The sequence below is a fragment of the Methylacidimicrobium cyclopophantes genome, assembly GCF_902143385.2.
GTDB lineage: Bacteria > Verrucomicrobiota > Verrucomicrobiia > Methylacidiphilales > Methylacidiphilaceae > Methylacidimicrobium > Methylacidimicrobium cyclopophantes.
The window spans coordinates 13,607-34,747 of record NZ_CABFUZ020000093.1; the positions used below are offsets into that span (position 1 = coordinate 13,607).

Consider the following 21,141-nt stretch of genomic DNA (forward strand, 5'->3'; position numbering starts at 1 on the left):
TTCCTCGTTTTCCTAGCTGAGCCGCACCGGCCGAACAAACCGGGCCATCCTCCCCACTCCGCTCGTTTTCCAACTCTTGGATCCCTAGCGCCGGACCGAAAAGCGCCTTGCAAGAGTGTTTGCCTTTCTTCGCAAGGCCGCCGAAGCGGGCGAACCAAGCGGCTCGCTTCCCAATCCTTCCCGGAAATTACCACGAACGAAGGAGGCCCTTGCACAAGAAGAGCCAGGAACTCTCGGAGGCACCGGGAATCCGCATGCGCAACCTATCCCCGTTCGACGCCGCCTTTCGTGGAAACGTTCATTCCCAAGCCGAAAGAGCGCATTTTCCGGATCGACTCGGACACGTCCCCTCCCTCGGGAGATCGGGAGGAGTCTCTCCGCTTCGGAACGTGAGTCCAGCCTCAGGAGCGAATCCGGGAAGATCACAGAAGGAAACCGGGAGCTTCCGCGCTTTTCTTGGCGAACATTCTCCATGCCTCCTTATATGGACTACTGGAGAGAGCCGCTCGGAGATGCGAACAAAACGGCTCCTGTGGCGCGGACGCGCGGCTCGATCCATGTCGACAGCCCGGCTCCCGCTTCCGACCGACCACGCATGGATGGAAAAACATCCGTTTCTTTCCCTCTCTTGCGGGAAAAACAGGCTCTCGCAAACTTTTCGGCAAAAGGCCAAAAACGAACGCCCCGTCAGATCCCGATTTCTTAAGGCGACTCGCGGGACGTCTTCTCGCCGGCCTCGAAAGAGCAGTCGCCTTCCGGCGACGGTCCCGATGGGAGCGGAAACGCCGTTTTGGGGTAAAAGAAAAAAGCGAGCCATGGATGAGAATATCTCCGGTCCCCGGAAATTTCCCGCTTGGAAAGAGGCGCGCCAAGCCGTCAGCGCATCGGTTGCCAACATTCGTCACTCTGCCGCAAAGCCGGTTGAGAAAGAGTTCGTGCCGGGATTCGTCGCCTGATGGAAATAAGCGGGCTCACCCTCTTCAAGCCGTGGCGGCAAAGGGAGAATCGCCTTGATCTCTCGGGAGAAGATGCTGCAAAAGAGAGACGCCCTCATCGAGGCGGTCCCTCCCATGAATCCGAGCAAACCCACTCCTCCCCGCAAACGAGGCGGATCTCCTTCGGGCCCGGTCGAGAGGGGGGAAATCCCGCGGAAGATTCTCGTTCTCGATGTCGGGGGACAACATGTCAAGGTCTATGCCTCCGACCATCCCGAACCGGTGAAAATCCCCACGGGGCCCAAGTTTACCCCAGACCAGCTCGTCGAAAAGGTGCAGGAAGTCGCCGGGAAGTGGGATTGGAGCGCGGTCTCGATCGGCTTTCCGGGACCCGTCGTCGACGGGAAGCCCGAGCGAGAGCCGTCGCACTTGGGACCGGGTTGGGTCCACTTTGACTTCTCCACGCAATTCGGGAAGCCGGTGCGGATCATCAACGACGCCGCGATGCAGGCGCTCGGCAGCTACCGAGGAGGGGATATGCTCTTCCTCGGGCTCGGCACGGGTCTCGGCTCCGCCTTGATCGTCGAGGGGATCCTCCAACCGCTCGAGCTCCAGGCTATGCCCTATCGGCATGGTCGGACGGCGGAGGAGTATGTGGGACAGGCGGGTCTGGAGCGGCTCGGGCATCAGAAGTGGCGCGCCCATGTCCGGCGGCTGATCAAGCTTTTTCACTTCCTCTTGCAGGTCGATTATCTGGTGATCGGCGGAGGGAACGCCCGCTTCCTCAAGAAGCTCCCTCCTTTCTGCTCGCTGGGCGAGAACGAGCTCGCCTTCCCCGGCGGGCTACGGCTCTGGCAAGGGCTACCCAAGGAGCTCTGCACGAAGACCGTAAGCAAGATCGGCTCGTTTCCACCCTCCCGCTGATCTCTTGCACCGATGACCCGAGAAGAGGAAAAACTCCAGGAAGCCGCCTCGGGCCGTGCTCCCTGGAGGCTCTGGGGTCCTTACCTCAGCGAGCGCCAGTGGGGGACCGTCCGGGAAGATTACAGCGCCAGTGGCGATGCATGGTCGTTCTTCCCGCACGACCATGCCCGGTCTCGGGCTTACCGTTGGGGAGAGGACGGGTTGGCCGGAATTTGCGACGAGGGCTGTCGGCTCTGCTTTGCGATCGCGCTTTGGAACCGTTCCGATCCCATCCTTAAGGAGCGACTCTTTGGATTGAGCAACCCCGAGGGGAATCACGGGGAGGATGGGAAGGAGTACTATTTCTATCTCGATAATACCCCTTCGCATAGCTACCTCAAGTTCCTCTACAAATATCCGCACCGCCCCTTTCCCTACACAGACCTCCTCGATGAAAACCGAAGGAGGAAGTCCGATCCGTTCCTGCCCGAATACGAACTCCTCGATACTGGCATCTTCGATGACAACCGCTATACCGATGTCTTCGTCGAATATGCGAAGAACGATCCCAAGGACATCCTGATTCGGATCGAAGTAATCAACCGGAGCTCGGCTTCCTCTTGGATCGATTTGCTGCCCACCCTCTGGTTTCGGAACACTTGGTCTTGGCACCCGGATGCCCAGCGACCCCGCTTGTGCGAGCGCAACGCCGGAGGAGAATCCTTCTTCCTGGAAGCGCTCCACCCGGAGTTCGAACCAATGGCGCTCTATTTCTCCGGAGCGTCGCAAACTCTCTTCGTCGACAACGAGACCAACTTCGAGCGCTTCGGATGGGGCCCCAATCCCGTGCCCTACCCCAAGGACGGGATCCACGACTACCTGGTGCATGGCAAGAAGAGCGTCAATCCGGAGAAGTTCGGCACCAAGGCGGCGATCCATTATCCGCTCTTTCTGGAAGCCGGAGAAAGCCGCACGGTCCGCCTCCGGCTTTCCCGCCATTTCGCGCTGGGAGAGCGATGGGGCGAAGGCTTCGACTCGATCTTCGATCGGGAAAAGGCGAACGCGGACGACTTCTATCGGTCGATCACCCCTGCCTCGCTCCCCGAAGAGCAACGCCGAATCCAGCGGCAGGCGTTTGCGGGCCTACTCTGGAACAAACAGTTCTACCACTATATCGTAGAACGGTGGCTCGAGGGCGATCCGGGGTTTCCCTCTCCTCCTCCCTCCCGCTACCGCCTGCCCAATGCGAGTTGGTGCCATTTCTACGGCAAGGAGGTCCTCTCGATGCCGGACAAATGGGAGTTTCCCTGGTTCGCGAGCTGGGATTCCTGCTTCCAGGCGGTCGTCCTGGCGATGATCGATCCAGAATATGCCAAGGAGCAGCTCCTCGTTCTGGCCAGGGAGTGGTATATGCATCCGAACGGCCAAATCCCGGCATGCGAGTGGTCCTTTTCCGATGTAAACCCTCCCCTCCACGCCTGGGCTGCCTGGCGGATCTACGAAATCGAAAAAAAACGGAAGGGGAACGGGGATCTCATCTTCCTGGGAAAGATCTTCCACCGCTGCCTCCTCTCCTTTTCCTGGTGGCTCAATCGGAAGGACATCTATGGGAACAACCTCTTTCAGGGGGGCTTTCTCGGCCTCGACAACATCGGGCTGCTCGACCGCTCCGCCCTCCCGGAAGGGACGACCATGTATCAGGTGGACGCCTCGAGTTGGATGGGCCTCTTTGCGATCAACATGATCGAGATCGCGACCGAGCTGGCGGAGACCGACGCGAAGTTTCAAGATATCGCAGCCGAATTCTTCGTCCATTTCGTCCACATCGCCCGCTCCCTTAACCAGGTCCGCTCGCTGCCGAAGGAGATCCGGGAGAGGCTCTGGGATCCCCAGGACCGATTCTATTACGACGTCCTTCGGCTCCCTTCCGGGGAGTGGCTGCCCCTCAAGGCGCGCTCCCTCCAGGGAGTGATGCCGATCTTCGCCGTCGGTTCGGTCTCCAAGGAGCTCTTCTGGAACCGGCAGGGCCATCTTCGGGAACGGATCGGCTGGTTCCTCCGGAGCCATCCGGAAATCCGCAAACAGATGGCCTTCCCGCCGACGCAGCGCCACGGCAAAACGGGGGATGCCCAAGAGCCGGAGGATTCGGCTCGAGCCGACCTCTTCCTCCTCTCCTTGGTAAGCAAGGAAAAGCTTCGCGACTTACTCTCCTTCCTCCTCGACGAGAAGGAGTTCCTGAGTCCTCATGGGATCCGCTCCCTCTCCAAGCATCACGAGGACCACCCCCTCGTCCTCTCCATCGGTGGAAAGGAGTACCGGCTCGACTATGCCCCAGGGGAAGCGACCACCCGGAGATTCGGAGGAAACTCGAACTGGCGCGGGCCGATCTGGTTTCCAATCAACCTGCTGCTCATCGAATCGCTCCAAAAGTACCACTATTACTACGGCGACGGGTTTCGCGTGGAATGCCCGACCGGCTCGGGGAAGCTCCTCAACCTATGGGAGGTTTCCCAGGAAATCTCCCGTCGGCTGGTTTCACTCTTCACCAAGGACGAGTCGGGCCGCCGGCCGGTCTTTCGAAACGCTCCCCTCTTCGAGGAAGATCCAGCATGGAAGGATTGTTGGCTCTTCTTTGAATATTTCCACGGGGATAGCGGTGCGGGGCTGGGGGCCTCCCATCAGACCGGCTGGACCGCCCTGGTAGCCAAGCTCATTCAGCAGCTTGCCGAATACAAGGACAAAAAGCCGCTTCTGCGCAAAAAGGGGTCAGGCAACACGGGGTCCCAGCGGCTGCCGGTCTCCCTCCGGGGCGAGCTCCCTCCCGGCACGGAAGGAAGCATTCTCGAAACCCCTGACGAGGACTAAGAGTCACTCGGTTCGTGCTCGATTCGCCTCTTCGTCGCTTCGGGCTCCGAAGGCCTCCGGAAAGAAGGCTTCAGCGAACGGAAGCCAGATTCTCCACGTAGGCGAGCAGCGGCTCAAGTCCGGGGATCCGGCCGAGAACCTCGGCCAGTAGACGCATCGCCACCGGAATATATCGGAGGAACTCCTTCTTCCCCCGGACGAGCCCCAGGTAGCCATAGGCGCCGAGCGCCTGCATCAGACGCTGCATGGCCACCGAATCGAAGGCCTCTGTAAGATCCTCCGGCATCGACCGTCCCGAGGCTTTCCAGAGAGATGCGTAGTACTCCTTCAGCTCGGCGCGCCGGTCGGCCGAAAGGGCAACGTAGGGGTCGAACAAGAGGGAAGCCAAGTCGTAGGAGGCGAGCCCGGGCCGCATCCCCTGAAAATCGATCAGGTAGACCTCCCCATCTCGCACCAGGACGTTTTGCGATTGGAAGTCTCGATGGACGAGCCGGCGGGGGAAAAGGGAGAGCCGCTCGGCGATTTCCCGGAGGGCCGGCTCCTTCGCCAGCCGGCGGAGTGTCTGACCCTCTCCTTGGAAGAAACGGCCCAGGCAATTCTCGAAAAAGTAGGATTGCTCCCACGCATAGAGATCGCAGGTAAAGGGCGGTTGCAGGACGATCCCCTCGACCCGAGGGGGGGCGTTCGCATGGAGCAAAAAGACTTCGTGGAGAGCGGCAAAATAGAGGCGGCGTCTCTCTTCCCAGGGAAGAGCCCGATAGGCCCAGAGATCTCGATCGCCCAGGTCCTCCATCCAAAGAAGGCCACGTTTCGGCTCGTGGCCGTAGATCCGCGGAACTCGAACTCCCAACTTTCGAAGAAATTCCGCCAGAGGGGCGTAGAGGGCGTTTTCCGGCCGACTCTCCCCATACTCGACGAGGATCAAGGAGTCGCCGTCGCCGATCCGGATGCGGTAGAAGGAGCGGTCCGAACCCCCTTTTTGGAGCTTCGTAATCGAGGCCCCTTCCGATGCGTAGCGAGGGAAGCGGAGAGCCGTTTCCCGAAGGAGGAGCTCGCAAGACATGGGTTAAATGTCTGAGTCAGCCAGGTTCCCTTTGGCAAGCCGAGAGTTCCGCACAATGCAATTCTCCAGACGGCTTTGCGCGGCGACCTCCGCCCCTTCCCAGACGATCGAGTTCTTGAGGAGAGCGCCGGCTCCGATCCAGCAGCGCGCCCCGATGGCCGTCGCGCCTTCCAGAACCGCTCCGGGCTCGATTCGAGCCGTCGGATCGACCCACCGGATCGAGCGGAAGCTCCCGGGCTCTGCCCAAAGATGGCGGTGGACGGCGAGATAGCTCTGCCGAGTCCCCAGGTCGAACCAGATCCCCTCATCGAGCAGGATGCCGCCGATCCGGCCGCAAGATTGGAGGATTTCTAGAAAAACCGAAATCAGGGAAACCGGCCCCTCCTTTGGAATCCATGAGAGAATCCCCGGCGAAAGAACCGCAATCCCCGTGTAGAGGAACTGCCGCATCTGATTGGTCCCAAGTCGGTTCCGGATATCGATCACCCTTCCACTCTCCGGGTCGAAGGCGACGTGAAGGGCCGGTCCGTTGGAACGGAGCACCAGCGTCGCCAAATCTCCACCGGCGAGATGGCGTTCCACGGCACGATCGATCGGCAGATCGGTCAGGACGTCCCCGTTGTGGATGAGAAATGGCTGATTTCCGAACAGATCGGCGACATTGCGGACCCCGCCGGCCGTGTCGAGGAGAAGCGGCTCGTGACGGAACTGAATTTCCCGACCCCGATAGCGTCCGTCGGGGAAGGCGGACCAAAAGGCCTCCGGAGCGTGATGGGTGTTGACCACGAAGGCCCGGATGCCGATGTCGATCAACCGATCGAAGGCATAAGTAATGAGCGGCTTGTTTGCCACCGGAATCAGCGGCTTGGGTCTTTCCTCCGTGAGCGGCCGAAGCCGCGTGCCGAGCCCGGCTCCCAGGACGAAGGCAACCGGGGCCAAGGAAGGAGAGGGATGCACGGTCGGCCCACCTTACGCGCTTCGAAGAAAAAAAGATAGAGGCCCTCTTCCCCTCGCCCCGCTCTCGGGGAAGGCCTTCCCATCCGCGCTAGGCCGCGCAGCAGGAGAGCCGGCGGACATCCTTTCGGAAGGTCTGCGCCGCCAGCTTGAGCCCCTCGACCATGGTAAGGTAGGGAAAGAGCTGGTCGGCCAACTCGTCCACGGTCATCCGGTGCCGGATCGCCAGCGCGGCTGTTTGAATCAGCTCACCTGCGTTCGGAGCGACCGCCTGAACGCCGAGAAGCCGTCCCGATCCCGCTTCGGCGACCATCTTGAGGAAGCCTCGAGTATCGAAGTTGGCGAGCGCCCGCGGCACGTTGTCGAGCGTGAGAGTCCGGCTCTCGGTCTCGATCCCTTCGCTCCTCGCCTTCTCCTCCTCATACCCGACGCTGGCCACTTGGGGATCGGTAAAGATCACCTCCGGCATCGAGCGCAAATCCAGGACCGCCTCTCCCCCGGTCATGTTGATCGCCGCACGGCTTCCGGCCGCCGCCGCGACGTAGACATATTGCGGTTGGTTGGTGCAGTCGCCGGCCGCATAGATATCCGGTGCGCTCGTCTGCATCCGCTCGTCGATCATGACGGCGCCGCGACCGTCGGCGGCGATCCCCGCCCGATCGAGCTCCAGCCCGCGGGTATTCGGCGAGCGGCCGGTGGCGATCAGCAGCCGATCGGCACACACTTCGCCCGCCGGGGTGCTCAGCCGAAACTCCTTCGCATAGGAGACCCGGTTCGCTTCGACCCCTTCCCAGACATCGATCCCCTCGCTGCGGAAGACCGACGCAATCGCCTTTCCGATGGCCGGATCCCGCCGAAAGAGCAGCGAGTGGCGGGCCAAGATGGTCACGCTGCTCCCCAACCGAGCAAAGGCCTGCGCCAGCTCGACAGCTACGGAAGAGGAGCCGATGACCGCGAGCCTCCGAGGAATCGTCGGGCTCGCCAGCGCCTCGGTGGAGGTCCAGAAGGGGGTCTCCTTCAGACCTTCGATTGAGGGCAGATCGGCCCCGGCCCCGGTGCCGATCAGACAGCGATCGAAGGGGATCTGCCGTTCGCCGCCGTCGTGGAGGCGCACGTCCAGACTGCGGCCGTCCCGAAATCGGGCTTCGCCCCGGACTACGGTAATCGCTGGATTTTCGTCCAAGATTCCCTCGTACTTGGCCTGCCGTAGCTCCCGGACTCGTCCTTCCTGCTGGTCGAGCAGCTTCCCGCGGTCGATCCGAGGTTGGCAGGCGGCGATGCCGACATCGAAGGGGCTCTGCCGCCGCAGATGAGCGACCTGCGCCGCCTGAATCAGGATCTTCGAGGGGACGCAGCCGACGTTGACGCAAGTGCCCCCAATGATGCCCCGCTCGATCAGCGTCACCCGAGCTCCCCGCTCGACCGCTTTGAGTGCGGCCGCCATGGCGGCCGCGCCGCTGCCGATCACCGCCACCTGGAGTGGCTGCCCGTCGCCGCTCTCCCTGCGTCCCCGCGCTTTCTTGTGGAGCGCCGACCCTCTCTTCGCGCCAGCGGCGACCTCTGCCCGATACCCGAGCACAGACACCGCTTCCACCAACGCATCCGGGGAGACACGGGCTTCCGTCTCCAGCTCCGCCCTTCCCTCTGGATAGGAGACAGAAGCCGAGCGGACACCGGGCACCTTCTTCAAGGCTCCCTCGATATGCGCCGCACAAGAAGGGCAGGTCATGCCATCGATCTGAAGAAGAATCGCTCGGGCCATGGTCATCCCTTCATCGCTTCACGGTCGATGGGTAGCCCGCGTTGGCTGTCGCCTTGGTCAGGGCTTCTGCATCGGTCTTTGCGTCATCGAAGGTGACGACGATTTCCCGCTCCCGGAAGCGGACGACGACCTTCTCAACCCCTTCCACTCGGGCTAATGCCTTTTTGACCGTGACCGGACAAGCGGCGCAGGTCATGCCGGGGACGGACAGAATCACGTTCTTGGTGGCAGCCCAGGCCGGCGCATGGAGCGCCGCGGTCAAGGCGACGAAGAGAACCAATTTCTTCATAGACATCTCCTTTCAGTAAAAAAATCGCAGGATGTAGGGAAAGAGGAAGGCCACGAGTACTAGAACAGCGGCGATCCAAAAGAAGAGCTTGTAGGCCGTCCGCGCCCGGGGCACGGCGCAGATCTCGCCCGACTTGCATTCCGGCGCCGGCCGAAAGATGCTCCGCCAAGCGAAGAAGAGGGCTACCAACGCGACTCCAAGAAAGAGCGGACGGTACCGCTCGAGCACGGATAGGTTACCGATCCAGGCACCCGAGAAGCCCAGCGTCACCAGCAAAAGCGGCCCGAGACAGCAACCCGATGCGAGGATGGCTCCAATGACCGCACCGGCCAAAGCGCCCCGATTCTTCTTGGAGTCCGACATGATCTTCTCCTTCCGAATCTCTCGTCCCTATACTATCTTTACCACCGTACTTACGTACGGAATCAAGGGCGATGGGGAGTATTCCGGCAAAACTGACGATCGGAGCCTTCGCCAAGGCGGCGGGGGTCAACGTGGAGACGATCCGCTTCTACCAGCGCAAGGGCCTCCTCTCCGAACCTCCGAAACCTTACGGTGCCATCCGCCGCTATGGGGAGGAGGATCTCGCGCGGCTCCGGTTCATTAAATCCGCCCAAGGGCTCGGATTCAGCCTCGCGGAAATCGGGGAGCTGCTCCGGCTGGAGGACGGCACCCAATGCGACGAAGCGAAGAGTTTGGCAGAAAGCAAGCTTCGGGAAGTCCGCAACAAACGGAGGACGCTGCAAAAGATCGAGGGGGTCCTCTCGGCGTTGGTCTCAGCCTGCCGGAACCGTCCCGCAAAAATCACCTGCCCCCTCATAGCGTCGTTGCAAGAAGGAGCCGCGCGCAACCGGATCGGAAGAAGCGCTGAAACTTCCGATCGATTCCATCGCCCTCCTTCCGGAGGATGAAGAGGTTGCTTTCCGAGAAGGCTCCCTCCGATGGGATCATGCGCCGCTCTCCCGCCGCGTGTCTCGATTGGATGCGAGATCTTTCGGCGTAGCCCCCATTCGGGAACCCGGGTAGAGCACCGATCCCAAGACTTGCTGGACGAGATCGTAGAAGACAATCACGAAGATCGCGCGGGGATGATCGAAAAGGACGGAGGAGGCGAGTACCAAGCCCCCGCCGTTATTGCTCATCCCACTCGCAAAGGCGAGCGATCGGCGTCCCGCCTGTGGAAGTCGGAGCAGAACTCCGATTCCATGGCCCATCCAAAACCGGAAAAGACAGAACGCAACGGTTCCCACGAGAACCAGCAGGAAGAAGCGGAGGTCTTTTTGTCGCACGATTGTGGGGAGCGCGGCGGTTGCGTTGGAATAGCAGAGCAGAACGAGCGAACCCATCTCGAAGAGCTCGATCCCCTTGCTCCGCGAGAGGATCCAACCTTGGGCAAACTGGCGCATGAGCACACCGAGAAAGGTGGGAAGAATCACGCAGACGAAAAGAAAGATCCCGATGCGGTGGAAGGCGACCTTCTGCAGGTCGGCGGCATAGGAACCCGAGACCACCCCTTGGACCCCCTCCAAGATCCAGGGAGCAAAAAGAGGACTCCCGAGAGTGGAGAGAAAGAGGAGCTTCAGCGAGAGAGCGGGGTTTCCTCCGGCACGCTCGGACCAGATCGTCGAGAATCCGGCGATCGGCATCGCAATGACGATCGCCAATCCGAGCAGCAAGCTTTCGATTTGATCGCTCTTTGCCCAGGGAGCAAAGAGCAGGCGAAAGCTCAGAAGGAGAACGAGCGGCAAGAGAAGCGTGGCGAAGAAGCCGGCGAGGATTCGGGTTAAGGGAGTGACCGGATGGAGAATCGGCTCCAGGGAGACGACCGTGCCGCTGCAGAACAGGACGATCCAGAGCGGTACCGTCGAGAGCGGGAGCGGCAGGGATTGACCGAAGAGATGGATCTTTCCGAATTCCACCTCTCTTAGGAAGCGGCCCAACGCCGGGAAGAAGGCGGCCAAGAGGTAGGCGAGGAGCAAAAGCCAAGCGGTCGGATAGCTTCCCAATCGCCGTACCATGTCGGCTTCTAGAAGTCCCGCGAAAGCCTCCGGAAGCGACCGAGCCTCGGGAATGGGATCGGCCCCTTGCCCTCGAGCGTCGCCACCGCTCCCCTCTCACCCACAAAGGGCTCCGGACAGCGCCGTCGCCGCAAAGCGGCCCAGGGCGTTCCGTGCGCGCAACCCGAAAGGGCGAGGGAAAAAGGAGCGCCGCGCGAGGGCCAAGGAAGCGGGTTCGCGCGGCCCGCCCCGATAACGGCCTTTCGGACCATGGTGCTAGGAAGCGCCCGGGCCTTCTTCCGCCTTCTTTTCCAAATGGCCGCCAAATTCGTAGCGCATCGCCGAGAGCAGCTTGTTGGCGAACTCCTCGTGCTGGCGCGAGCTGAAGCGGGCGTAGAGGGCCGAGCTGATGACCGGCGCCGGAACACCGAGATCGACGGCCGCCTGAACTGTCCAGCGTCCTTCCCCGGAATCGGAAACCCGTCCGGCAAAGCGCTCCAGCTTCGGATCCTCAAGCATGGCCTTGGCCACCAGATCGAGCAGCCAAGAGCGAATCACGCTCCCCCGCCGCCAGACCTCGGCCACGTCAGCCAAATCGATGTCGTACTGGTAATGAGCGGGCTCTCGAAGGGGTGTGGTCTCAGAGTCGATCTCCCGCCCGAGCTTGCCGGCGTTGGCATGGTGGAGAATGTTCAGGCCTTCCACGTAGGAAGCCATGATGCCGTACTCGATCCCGTTGTGCACCATCTTCACGAGATGGCCGGCGCCATGCGGGCCGCAGTGCAGGTAGCCCTTTTCTGCCGTTCCCGGCTTCTTCTCCCGTCCGGGGAGCCGCTCGGCCGCTTCCGCACCCGGAGCCAGCGCCTCAAAAAGCGGATCGAGCCGCTCGACCACCGCCTTCTCCCCGCCGATCATCAAGCAGTATCCGCATTCCAATCCCCACACCCCGCCGCTCGTCCCGACATCCACGTAGTGGAGCCCGCGGCTCTTCAACTCCCCCGCGCGGCGAATATCGTCGTGATAATAGGAGTTTCCTCCGTCGATGACGATGTCCCCCGGCTCCAGGTAAGGAGTCAGCTCTCCGAGCATCGAATCGACCGCTCCGGCCGGCACCATCAACCAGAGCGCACGCGGTTTTCCCAGCTTTCCCGCAAGGTCTTCGAGAGAGGCGGCTCCTACCGCACCCTCACGGCTCAACGCTTCCACGGCCTCCCGATGCAGATCGTAGACCACGCACCGGTGCCCTTTCCGCTGCCAACGGCGCGTCATGTTCGCTCCCATCCGACCCAATCCGATGACTCCGATTTCCATGATTGCTCCCCTCCGCTTCTTGCCCACAGCCTCCGGCTCTTTTGTTTTCTCGAATTCCGCCCATTCCCTCGTAAGCAAACCGGGCTTGCTCCGGACGGTCCTCTCGGGGCCACTCGCATGCGCTGCGCGGCGACACAAGCCTAGCCTTCTTTCTCCGGACCGCGCAAAGCCAAATTCTCAGGCCCTTCGAGATCCTATTGCGAAAGGGCCTTTCCCGAAGGTTTCCTCCGCCGCGCGCAGGCGGGCTTCCCGAACCACGGCCGCGTCCGCGTCCGCATCCTTTTTGATAGCCGCGCTATCGCAGTGGATCGCCTCCGCTTTTGCGCCCTGCTCGGCGAGATCGGGGGCGGTGAGGCCACCCAAGGTTCTTCGGCTTCGGGGTAGGCTCGGCTGCTTCCCAGCGCTTCGGAGTCGGCTTCGGAGCTTTCGAGAAGCGAGACCCCGAGCGATCTTCTCGGCAAGGTCCCATCTCTTTTGCTAGAATCGCACCGCCATGACCTTTTCCTGCGACGACGCGACGCTTTACTTCACCACGGTCGGAATGGGTCCCGCCATGGTACTGCTCCATCCGACTCCGGTCGATCATCGCTTCTGGCTGCCGGTAGCCAACCTCCTGGCTTCGGAGCACCAGGTCGTTCTTCCCGACCTGCGTGGCCATGGACGGTCGACGACTGGCACCGGACCGATCACGGTAGAAAAGCTGGCGGCCGACGTGGCCCGGCTTCTCGACCATCTCGGAATCGCCAAGGCCTTTTTCGGCGGCTGCTCGATCGGCGGTTACACCCTCTTCGAAATCTGGCGCACGATGCCCGAGCGGGTTTCCGGCTTGGCTTTCTGCTGCTCTCGGCCGCAGGCCGACACCGAAGCCGTCCTCGCCCGGCGCCGAGCGAACATCGCAAAGATCCGAGAGGGGAAGGTCAGGGAGTTCCTCGAAGAGCAGCTCCGCACCCTGATCGGAGCCACCGCCCGCGCGCGCCGGCCGCAAATCGTGGCCGAGCTTCGCGAGATGATGGAGGCGGCTTCGCCCGAAGCCCTCATCGCCGTGCAGCAAGGCCTTGCAACAAGACCCGACTCACGGGCGACCGCCCGCACGATTCGGGTCCCCTGCTGCGTGGTTGCCGGCGGGGAAGATTCCTCGAGCCCACCGGCCGATATGCGTCTTTTGGTCGGAGAGATCCGAAGTGGCGGGAGCGAGGCGGAGTATATCGAGATCCCCGACGCGGGCCACTATGCCCCCTTCGAGCAGCCGGAGCGGATCGCCGAAATCCTCCAACGCTGCTGCAAAGCCGCGGACGAAGGTCGGAAGTCGACGAGGAACGACTAGCCCGCAAGCTCGGAAAGAACCTCTCTTTCCTCTATCTCCCGCCGCGATCGATTCCGCGGTTGCGATCGATCGCCGAATGCTTTTGCCCAGAGAAAGGAGCCTGCGGCTTTTCGACCGAAACTTCCCATGGGTGCGGGATCTCCGGTATGCGGCAAACGAGCTTCTCGGTCTTTCCTCGGTAGGCCCGATAGTATGCTTCTTGCTCTCGGCAGCTGGATTCTTCTTCCAAACGCACCGGCAAGCGGGAAACGAGTGCGGCGATTCGCTGCTTTCGTTCGGGATCCCGCTCCACAAGCAGAAGACTCCTCAAAGCGGAAGGCTCCGAGGGGAACTCCCGCAGCCGAGCGGAAGCTTTTCCGAGGACCGACTCGGCCGCCCGTCGCAGCACCCCGAGGGGCTGCTGCCGCAAATCGAGCTTTGTCTCCGCTTGCCGTTTCCGGAGCTCGGCCAGAAAGCGCTCCTGACCTGGCGTGAGGCCGGTTCGAGGCCGCCCGCGGAGCTCCGCCCCCGCCGCTTCCGGGCTCAAAACCAGGCCTTGCGAGGTGAGCGATTTCTTCGAAGATCCCAGCTGCGCAAAAAGCGATTGGAGGCCCTCCCGAGTCATCGACACCGGAGGGAGCATCGCCTGATCTCCGGGGCGCTTTTCCGAGGCTGGAGCCTTCGCCTTCTCTCCCGGCTCCTTCGCAGGAGCCTTCCGCGCTCGCTCCTCCTTCCACTGCTCGATCCGGACTCCCATTTCGTAGATTCGGTCTTCCAAGTCCTCCTTCTCTTGGCCGCAGCGGTAGAGGGAGACCTCCGAAAAGCCTCGCCGCTTGAGCTCTTCGGGCAGAGAGGTCTCCCGCTTTTGCAGATCGTAAGGCGAAATCGACCGACCCGAAGGACCGAGGTGAAAGAGCCCGTTCCAGCTCAGAATCCCAAAGCAGGGGGTCTCCTTTTGGGTCGAGGCGGCAATGCGGGCAATCTCTCCCGCCATGCTGCGGTCTCGAGCATCCAGGAACTGAGAAGTCGACTGGACTTTGGATGCCAGATGTGGATAGGAGGCTCCCGTTGAATGGATCTCCCTCCAGTAGGTGCTGTTGTCAACCGGTTCTGTCTTTACCTGGTAGCCTCGTTCTGGATGGGCCGCCCGCGCTGCGGCAATCTGGTCAAGACCGTTGAAGGGAATGCCCTCGGCATTCTTCCCTCCCCGGCAGAGGAGAGAGACTTGAGCAAAAAAGGCGCTTCGCTCTGCGGAGTTTTGCCCAAAAGAGGGATTTCCCTCCTGTAAGCGGGACAGAAGCCCCTCTCCAAGCTCCTTCTCCTCCCGCCCCGAGGGCCTCTTCCCTTCCCGTGCCAGCGCTTCGGCCCGGGAAACGTAGCGATCAATCTCTCTTTGACAGCTTTGGGGAAGACCTTCTACCCCGTAAAAGCGGTCGCCGTTCTTCCACGCTTCCACTTGCTTTTGGATCGGGACATCGATGCAATGCGGCCGAATCGGCTCCTCGGGATTGCCCGCATTAATCCAGGCAACCTCCATCAGAATCGATCCCCATTCAAAACCATCTCTCGGATCGACTTGATATCGTTTGATTGCTTGCTCCCAGGTTTTGACCCACGACTCGATTACGCTCCTAGCAATGTTCTCATCGCGTCGATGCCCATCTTCATTGCTCTTCCGATCGGGCGCATAGAGAGCCTGCGCCTCCACAAGGAAATGGTCGACCAGCGGCTGGAAATCCCTCGAAAGCTCCAAAGCTACATCCCGAAAGCCCTGCTCCCGGGCCGTTGCAAGAGAACGCTCCAGATTGCCAAAATCATGACATCCTGTAAGCGGCATCCCATCGGCAGAGGCATGGATCTCCCCGCCGACGAGGATGGCGACATGGTCGGGATCAGGGGGTCGGGTTGGTTGAGGATCGCTTGGCATTGAGTCGCTGCGCCGCTTCCCGAATCGCCCGCATCAGCCCATTTTCCGGCCGAGGGCCGTGCGGCTTAGGCCTCGGATAGTAGACGCATACCTCCAAAGGCACCTCTTCGCTGGATGCGGTGTTAAACTGAAATTCAACATCTCCCGATTCGATGTCGGATCTGAATTCCGCAGGACGATACCAAACGTCAGAATAGGGCACATCGCGCCCTTCCGGATCGAGGTGGGAGCGGATGTCGGAGGATCTGGGCTTTCCCCAAGCCCGCACCAGCTCCGCTTCCTTTAAGGAAACCCTCCCCTTCCGGAAGGCGAGCTTTACGTGGCGAAAGACGCGCGGCCAGAACCGGTCACCTACCCGCACTGCGATCTGGATCGCCAGCACCGCTCCCTTCTTTTCCGGATGGGGATCGTCCCGCACGGCTCGGAAGATGAGCCAGTTCTTGAGCCAGTTCTCCTCAGGGTGCCAAGCCAGCCAAACCCTTATCTCCTCCTCATGTAACGGTGGATAGAAGTAATCGGGTCCCCACCGAAGCACAAAGTTATCGCGGCGCTTGCTAGGTCCCAGGAAGTCGCGGAATTCGAGGTGAAGGGCGTCGGGAAGGCCGTCGAGCTGCTCCGGCGGCCAAGCGATGAGCCCTTTGACCAGCGCAAAGAGCTCTTGGTTGGAAAGGGTGTGCTTCCGGACGAGTACGGCTAAATCGATTTTTCCGGAAGGCGGCTCCCCCGAGGGAGTCTCCGCCCGGGAGGGAGAATTCCCCAAGAAGCCAAGAGCCGCTGGAAGGAGAAAAAGCCATCGGGCGGCTTTGGCTCCGATGCGAAGGTGAGATATCGGAAAATGCTCCCACTGCACCTCCAAGACTTACTACCAAGAACGATAGCCTATGGCAAGGGCCCCTCTTGCTTTGCCCTGGATGAGAAAGAGGGCTGCAGAAAAGGCGAAGATTCGCGGATCGGGAAGAGACCCAAGATCACGAGAGAAAGCGCCAGCCGGACCGATCAGTCAAATGCCGCGCGGAGATTTCGACAGATCTTACCGGCATCTCTCGTCGACTGGAAACCTTCGGACAGCATCGAAAAGCGATCCGCCGGCAGGCTGAGAAAGATCGAGACCCGCAGCCCGGGCAGTTTCGAGGCCGATCGCCGTCTAGTCCACAGCCGCTTCTCCTCAAGCAGCCAACCCCGGGAAACAACGGTCGCGCAACGGTCCGCTGAAAGGCATCGGTACCCTGAGACCTTCCACCGCCTCTATGAGAAGGCGAATCCTTTTTCCCTGGAGGAGCACGAGCTCCAGCGGGACCTATGGAGCGATCGACGGGTAAGCGGCCATAGGTATTGTACGGCGGCGCGCAACAAAGGGTGCTTGTGGGCAGCTCCAAATAGGCGCGATGATCGATCCCGCCCTTCTCGACCGGCACCAGGGCTTCTCCCAGGGATTCGATGATGGCGGCAAAGAGAAAATTCCCTCTGCGCTTTACCAAGTCGGCCTGCTCCGGCCGCTCCCCAATGGGAAAGATCGGCCCTCCGATCGGTTCGAGCAGGGGGCGCATCCTCTCCAGGTGCGTAACCTTGCCCCCGACTACCAGGATGAGCCTGCCGACCGCCGCTGCGCCGGGACGGCCGAAGAGCGCAATTGCAAGATGGTCCTGCCCGCGCTCCGCATGGAGCCGGGAGGGCTCGGCCGACAGGGCCACGCGAATCGTGCCGCAGCCGATGTACGTAGCTCCTTCAGGGAGGATCGCGAGCAGCCCATGATCTCCCAAACCTACCGCGCGCATCGCGGCATCATCCGAGAGCATGCTGAAAACCACTTCTCGACCCGCGAGCTCCTTGAGATCGCCGGCGACCGCCGCTCCCCTCCGGAGAAAAGGCACCGCCGGGGCGGATCTCTGATTGAAAAGTTTCAGGTCGATTCCGGCGTCGAGGATGCGGGAGACTATTCCCGCACCCATCTGTCCCAAACCCACAAAGCCGACCTTACTCCTCGCGGGCTCGAACGGTCCTGCTGCTTTGCGAGGCCCGTGGATGAGATTGCCGCAAATGTGCCGCTGCGGCGGGAAGACTCGAAGGAGGATTGGCCTTCTTCCTCAAGGATGCAACATATTCCATCCGAGGAAGATGCCATGCAGGAATCCCCACCGAGGCGGTCGAGGAGGAGTCATTTCACCAAGATCGATTTCTCGGTGTCGCAACCGCTCCGCTATCTCGAGGAGGGATCATCTTCGTCTCCGTCGCTTTCGAGCCGGAGCGAAAGATCATGACGATGAGCTGGCAGACCGTCATGGAGTTCGCCCTCCGCTGATCGACTGGGGGATTGCGGAAAGCAACGGTAGTTTGACCCCGGTGAGAAAGAGCTGTGAGTGCGTAATCCGCCTTCCCACGACGGAGCAAATCGGGGAGGTCGTGGAAATCGGGCAGACGCAGGAGACCAGATCGACAAGCTCGCCACCCTTGGGCTGACGGCGGAGGGGAGCTGCTTGCTGAAGGCCCCGAGGATCCGCGAATGGTGTGCCCATTTCGAGCGCAAGCTGCTCGAGGATTGCCACGCAAATACACCCCTTTTATTTTCCAGATAGTCTACTCCCGAGTTGGCCGGTCGCCGAAGCATCCCGAAAACGCTCCACTACACCGGAGACGGCGTTTTTGTAGCGTCAGGGAGGATCCGTCAGTCGGTCATCGAAGTTCCGTCCGGAGCTCCCCTCGTCGGATCTTCTCCGGACCGAGCGCGGCGGAGGCTCGCTAGCCTGCTTCACCCTCGGAGGAGTCGAACCCGTAGCGGCGTATCTTGGCATACAGTAGTTGGCGATGGATGCCCAGAACACGAGCCGCCTCGGCGCGGTTACCGCCGCTTCTGACAAGAGCTCGGCGGATCAGCATCTCCTCGAGACGGGCGATGGCGGAGGGGAGATCCTCGTCGGGCCAATCGAACGGGCTGGGGCCGGACTCCTCCGAGACCAGGTCGAGATCGGCCGCGGTGATCGTCTTGCCACGGACGAGGACGGCCATCCTCTCCATGACGTTGCGCAGTTCGCGGACGTTGCCCGGCCATGGATGACGAACCAACCGTGCCGCGGCATCGGCCGCGAGCCACTTGCCGGAAGGAGCCAAGAAGTGCTCGGCCAAAGGGAGGATATCGGAAATCCGCTCCCGGAGGGGAGGCAGATGAATCGGCACGACATGGAGACGGTAGAAGAGGTCCTGACGAAAAGCACCCTCGCGGACCCTCTCGAGCAGATCGCGGTTGGTCGCGGCAACGACGCGAACGTCTACCGGCATCGGCTTTCCTCCAATCGGAGCGATCACTCGTTCTTGAAGGGCTCGAAGGATCTTCGGTTGCAAGGAAAGAGACATGTCGCCGATCTCGTCGAGGAAGAGGGTCCCCCCATCGGCCTCGAGAAATGCGCCCCGACGATCGGCGTGGGCGCCGGTGAAAGCCCCCCGAAGATGGCCGAACAGTTCGCTTTCCAAAAGCTCGGCCGGAATCGCGGCGCAGTTGACGGCCACAAACGGCTTGTCGCGACGCCGACCATGGTCGTGGATCGCCCGGGCGACCAGCTCCTTGCCGGTTCCGGTCTCTCCCTCCACCAGAACCGTCGCATCGCTGTCGGCGACCATGCCGATGATCTTTTGGATCTTTCGCATCGCTTCGCTGGAACCAACGAACTCGGGCGTGCCGACTTCGGGACGGTTCCGGAGGCTCCGGGATTTCACCTGCAACATCTCGCCGAGAAGGCGGGCCAAGTCGGCTCGGCCGATCGGCTTCGTTAAATGGTCGAAGGCTCCCAGCCGCATCGCTTCGATCGTGTTGGCCGCGGTCGCGTGGGCCGTCAAGACAGCAACCGGGGGCGCATCGGCTCGTCGCTGGATGCGCCCCAACAACTCGAGACCGTCCATTCCCGGCATCCGGAGATCGAGCAGCACCCCATCGACCGCTCTCTCCCCGAGGGCGGCCAGCGCCTCCTCCCCCGACGCGGCGATCCGGGCTCTGTGGCCGAGGCTGCGCACGGTCTCGGCGAGAGCTTCGGAGAGCGCAAGGTCATCGTCGACGATCAGGATCGTGGCCATGGAAGAACCATTTCAAAGGTGGTGCCCGCTCCCCGCTCGGGCTCGAGGAGGCGCACGCTCCCCCCATGCGCCGACGCGATCTCTCGGACGATCGAGAGCCCAAGTCCCGTCCCGCCCGGCCGGCCGGTCACGAACGGCTCGAAGAGATGCTCTCGGACGTGAGCGGGCGGGCCGTTCCCCGAGTCATGGACCAGGAAGACCAGCCCCTCGAGGGTCTTACGAGCCCGGATCGAGACCTCCGTCCCCTCTGGTGCGGCTTCGATCGCGTTGCGCAGGAGGTTGTCGACGGCCCGGCGGACCTGCTCCGGATCGAAGCATCCTCCTTGGGCATCGGCGCGATGGACTAGGGTGAGGTTCTTCGCCTTCGCAAGATCGGTTAGCGTCGCGACGCAGGAGGAGAGAAAGGGCTCGAGCCTGACCGCCTCGCAGCGGAGCTTTTCACGCTCGGTAACCGAAAGGAGGCGACGGAGGAGCGCATCGAGCCTATCGATTTGGCCCAAAATCATCCTCAGAGCCCCATCCTTGCTTGGCCCGTCTCCGCTCAAGGCGTTCTCGGCCTTGAGCTGCATCGCCGCAATCGGATTGCGAATTTCATGGGCGATTCCGGCGGAGACTCGCCCGATGGCCGCCAGACGTTCGGCCGCGGCCACTTGCCGAGAAAGGTGGTCGGCCCTCTTACGCGCCTCGGAGAGCCGCGATCCGGCGTCGTTCAGCGCGGAGACGATCCGATCGAGTTCCCGCTCGCCGGTTGCGGCCAAGGTAGGCAGATCGGTGATGTCGTGCGCCTGCAATGCGCTTTCGATGCGCCGAACGTGCCGGGACCAGGAGAGGGTGAAGTGGCTCAACAGGACCGCGGCGGCGAGGACCGTCGCGAAGAGGATCGACAAGCCGGCCGTCAAAAGGCGGTAGCTGCGGCCGGCGAACGGCAAGACGCGCGTCATCGTCCAAGCGGTCAACCCCGGGATGGGGCCGGGCAGCGGGGAGGCGGTGAGCAGCAGGGTTTGGGAAGGAGTGGCATACCGCTGCACGACCTGGCGATCGGCTTCCAAGGAGGCATGGTTGACGGCTTCGATCCGCGGGAGCTCCGCCTCCGGTACGTCGGTCTTTGGCCTTTCCCCTGGATAGGTAGGATAGGCGTAGGCCAAGGAGCCCTTCCCTTCCCGCCAGATGCCGCCTTCGATGGCCGGCCGGTCCCGCAGGGCCTGGCGGATGACTTCGGCCAGGCGGAGGCGAGCAGAAGCCTCCGAGCTCTCGAGAGGAGCCATAGGCAGCTTGGCCGCAAAGACCGCGTACCCCTCGGCGATGGCATCGCAGGCGCGGCCACTTTCCGCCTGCGCTTGCGCGGCTCGGGCCGAAGCCGATTGGCGGAAGAGGGCCACCATGAGAGCTCCCGCCGAGGCTGTAGCCGCGACAAGCAAAAGCAAGAGGAGGACGAGCCGTCCCCGCATGGAACGAAACATTGGATCGCCTCCTTCTCAGCTTACTCAAGGGCAAGGGAAGGAGGCGAGCCCGATTCCGACTCCGGGAGGGAAGCGATCAGCCTATGCGGGACGCCGCGAATTTCCGCTAGCTTTTCTGGTCGAGCGGCTGGTAGGTCGGGGCGGGCGTCTGCTGCGTCGGCTGCGGCTTGGGCTTTTCCGAGCAGGCGACGATGGCCAAGAGCGAAGCGGCGACCAGGACCTTGCCTACGACCGAGAGGAAAGAAAACGGCGGTTTCATGACTGGAGAGAATGCCCGATCGTCCTAGGCCCTGCCACTCCATTTCTCCAA

Annotated in this window: 19 protein-coding genes; 5 read left to right on the forward strand and 14 right to left on the reverse strand. The window is 62.0% G+C overall.

Translation table 11 applies throughout. From position 1 onward, the window contains the following. The first annotated feature begins 815 nt into the window (after window positions 1-815). The 3 genes from FN369_RS11060 to FN369_RS03185 all read left to right on the forward strand — a co-directional run bounded on the left by FN369_RS11060 (window position 816) and on the right by FN369_RS03185 (window position 4,703). Window positions 816-956, forward strand: coding sequence for a hypothetical protein (locus tag FN369_RS11060; RefSeq protein ID WP_178087647.1), 141 nt, complete (start codon window positions 816-818; stop codon window positions 954-956). 72 nt (window positions 957-1,028) lie between these two features. Then, window positions 1,029-1,859 (forward strand): ROK family protein, encoded by an 831-nt coding sequence (locus tag FN369_RS03180; protein ID WP_246189511.1) that lies wholly within the window; start codon window positions 1,029-1,031, stop codon window positions 1,857-1,859. A 12-nt stretch (window positions 1,860-1,871) separates the two neighbouring features. Further along, a complete protein-coding gene (locus tag FN369_RS03185) occupies window positions 1,872-4,703 on the forward strand; it encodes an MGH1-like glycoside hydrolase domain-containing protein (RefSeq protein ID WP_246189512.1) in 2,832 nt (943 codons plus the stop codon). A 70-nt stretch (window positions 4,704-4,773) separates the two neighbouring features. On the opposite strand, the gene FN369_RS03190 is transcribed toward FN369_RS03185, so the two are convergent. From FN369_RS03190 to merT, 5 genes are all read right to left on the reverse strand, one after another. After that, a complete protein-coding gene (locus tag FN369_RS03190; RefSeq protein ID WP_142524761.1) occupies window positions 4,774-5,766 on the reverse strand; it encodes an aminoglycoside phosphotransferase family protein in 993 nt (330 codons plus the stop codon). A 3-nt stretch (window positions 5,767-5,769) separates the two neighbouring features. Next, window positions 5,770-6,723 (reverse strand): sugar phosphate nucleotidyltransferase, encoded by a 954-nt coding sequence (locus FN369_RS03195; RefSeq protein WP_142524762.1) that lies wholly within the window; start codon window positions 6,721-6,723, stop codon window positions 5,770-5,772. An 88-nt stretch (window positions 6,724-6,811) separates the two neighbouring features. Then, window positions 6,812-8,482 carry a mercury(II) reductase gene (merA, locus tag FN369_RS03200; protein WP_142524763.1) on the reverse strand — a complete coding sequence of 557 codons (1,671 nt, stop codon included), beginning with the start codon at window positions 8,480-8,482 and terminating at the stop codon, window positions 6,812-6,814. A gap of 10 nt (window positions 8,483-8,492) precedes the next feature. Then, window positions 8,493-8,771, reverse strand: a complete 279-nt coding sequence (gene merP / locus FN369_RS03205; protein WP_142524764.1) for a mercury resistance system periplasmic binding protein MerP — start codon at window positions 8,769-8,771, stop codon at window positions 8,493-8,495. 12 nt (window positions 8,772-8,783) lie between these two features. Beyond that, on the reverse strand, window positions 8,784-9,134 hold the full coding sequence (gene merT / locus FN369_RS03210) for a mercuric ion transporter MerT (protein WP_142524765.1): 351 nt from the start codon (window positions 9,132-9,134) through the stop codon (window positions 8,784-8,786). Window positions 9,135-9,205: 71 nt separating this feature from the next. Between merT and merR the strand changes: the two genes are divergently transcribed. Then, on the forward strand, window positions 9,206-9,682 hold the full coding sequence (gene merR / locus FN369_RS03215; RefSeq protein ID WP_142524766.1) for a mercury resistance transcriptional regulator MerR: 477 nt from the start codon (window positions 9,206-9,208) through the stop codon (window positions 9,680-9,682). 36 nt (window positions 9,683-9,718) lie between these two features. On the opposite strand, the gene FN369_RS03220 is transcribed toward merR, so the two are convergent. Together FN369_RS03220 and gnd are read right to left on the reverse strand one after the other, a co-directional pair. After that, entirely contained in the window at window positions 9,719-10,789 is a 1,071-nt protein-coding gene (locus tag FN369_RS03220; protein ID WP_142524767.1) for a bile acid:sodium symporter family protein, read from the reverse strand. A gap of 255 nt (window positions 10,790-11,044) precedes the next feature. Continuing rightward, the gene (gnd, locus tag FN369_RS03225; RefSeq protein ID WP_142524768.1) at window positions 11,045-12,079 is read right to left on the reverse strand and encodes a phosphogluconate dehydrogenase (NAD(+)-dependent, decarboxylating); all 1,035 of its coding nucleotides are present in this window, start codon (window positions 12,077-12,079) and stop codon (window positions 11,045-11,047) included. A 493-nt stretch (window positions 12,080-12,572) separates the two neighbouring features. On the opposite strand from gnd, the gene FN369_RS03230 reads away from it, so the two are divergent. Continuing rightward, window positions 12,573-13,403: an alpha/beta fold hydrolase gene (locus FN369_RS03230; protein ID WP_142524769.1), complete on the forward strand. Its 831-nt coding sequence runs from the start codon at window positions 12,573-12,575 to the stop codon at window positions 13,401-13,403. A gap of 31 nt (window positions 13,404-13,434) precedes the next feature. Here the strand turns inward: FN369_RS03230 and FN369_RS03235 are convergent, their stop codons facing one another. The 7 genes from FN369_RS03235 to FN369_RS11065 form a co-directional block, all read right to left on the reverse strand. Then, window positions 13,435-15,309, reverse strand: coding sequence for a hypothetical protein (locus FN369_RS03235; RefSeq protein WP_142524770.1), 1,875 nt, complete (start codon window positions 15,307-15,309; stop codon window positions 13,435-13,437). Then, complete coding sequence (locus FN369_RS03240) at window positions 15,275-16,069, reverse strand: hypothetical protein (RefSeq protein WP_142524771.1); 795 nt, start codon at window positions 16,067-16,069, stop codon at window positions 15,275-15,277. Before FN369_RS03240 ends, FN369_RS03235 begins: the two co-directional genes overlap by 35 nt. A 208-nt stretch (window positions 16,070-16,277) precedes the next feature. Then, entirely contained in the window at window positions 16,278-17,273 is a 996-nt protein-coding gene (locus FN369_RS03245; RefSeq protein WP_142524772.1) for an NAD(P)-dependent oxidoreductase, read from the reverse strand. Between the two features lie 312 nt (window positions 17,274-17,585). Further along, on the reverse strand, window positions 17,586-17,852 hold the full coding sequence (locus FN369_RS03250; RefSeq protein WP_142524773.1) for a hypothetical protein: 267 nt from the start codon (window positions 17,850-17,852) through the stop codon (window positions 17,586-17,588). A 193-nt stretch (window positions 17,853-18,045) separates the two neighbouring features. Further along, entirely contained in the window at window positions 18,046-19,371 is a 1,326-nt protein-coding gene (locus tag FN369_RS03255) for a sigma-54-dependent transcriptional regulator (RefSeq protein WP_142524774.1), read from the reverse strand. Next, window positions 19,356-20,831, reverse strand: a complete 1,476-nt coding sequence (locus FN369_RS03260) for a sensor histidine kinase (protein WP_142524775.1) — start codon at window positions 20,829-20,831, stop codon at window positions 19,356-19,358. The genes FN369_RS03255 and FN369_RS03260 overlap by 16 nt, the downstream gene beginning before the upstream one ends. A 106-nt stretch (window positions 20,832-20,937) precedes the next feature. Continuing rightward, entirely contained in the window at window positions 20,938-21,090 is a 153-nt protein-coding gene (locus tag FN369_RS11065) for a hypothetical protein (protein WP_178087648.1), read from the reverse strand. Between the last annotated feature and the right edge of the window lie 51 nt (window positions 21,091-21,141).

Excerpts from the sequence above, each read along its gene's own strand:
- FN369_RS11060 (WP_178087647.1), top strand. The coding sequence starts at position 816 with ATGGATGAGAATATCTCCGGTCCCCGGAAATTTCCCGCTTGGAAAGAG.
- FN369_RS03180 (WP_246189511.1), top strand. The coding sequence starts at position 1,029 with ATGCTGCAAAAGAGAGACGCCCTCATCGAGGCGGTCCCTCCCATGAAT.
- FN369_RS03185 (WP_246189512.1), top strand. The coding sequence starts at position 1,872 with ATGACCCGAGAAGAGGAAAAACTCCAGGAAGCCGCCTCGGGCCGTGCT.
- FN369_RS03190 (WP_142524761.1), bottom strand. The coding sequence starts at position 5,766 with ATGTCTTGCGAGCTCCTCCTTCGGGAAACGGCTCTCCGCTTCCCTCGC.
- merA (WP_142524763.1), bottom strand. The coding sequence starts at position 8,482 with ATGGCCCGAGCGATTCTTCTTCAGATCGATGGCATGACCTGCCCTTCT.
- merP (WP_142524764.1), bottom strand. The coding sequence starts at position 8,771 with ATGAAGAAATTGGTTCTCTTCGTCGCCTTGACCGCGGCGCTCCATGCG.
- merT (WP_142524765.1), bottom strand. The coding sequence starts at position 9,134 with ATGTCGGACTCCAAGAAGAATCGGGGCGCTTTGGCCGGTGCGGTCATT.
- merR (WP_142524766.1), top strand. The coding sequence starts at position 9,206 with ATGGGGAGTATTCCGGCAAAACTGACGATCGGAGCCTTCGCCAAGGCG.
- FN369_RS03220 (WP_142524767.1), bottom strand. The coding sequence starts at position 10,789 with ATGGTACGGCGATTGGGAAGCTATCCGACCGCTTGGCTTTTGCTCCTC.
- gnd (WP_142524768.1), bottom strand. The coding sequence starts at position 12,079 with ATGGAAATCGGAGTCATCGGATTGGGTCGGATGGGAGCGAACATGACG.
- FN369_RS03230 (WP_142524769.1), top strand. The coding sequence starts at position 12,573 with ATGACCTTTTCCTGCGACGACGCGACGCTTTACTTCACCACGGTCGGA.
- FN369_RS03235 (WP_142524770.1), bottom strand. The coding sequence starts at position 15,309 with ATGCCAAGCGATCCTCAACCAACCCGACCCCCTGATCCCGACCATGTC.
- FN369_RS03255 (WP_142524774.1), bottom strand. The coding sequence starts at position 19,371 with ATGGCCACGATCCTGATCGTCGACGATGACCTTGCGCTCTCCGAAGCT.
- FN369_RS03260 (WP_142524775.1), bottom strand. The coding sequence starts at position 20,831 with ATGTTTCGTTCCATGCGGGGACGGCTCGTCCTCCTCTTGCTTTTGCTT.
- FN369_RS11065 (WP_178087648.1), bottom strand. The coding sequence starts at position 21,090 with ATGAAACCGCCGTTTTCTTTCCTCTCGGTCGTAGGCAAGGTCCTGGTC.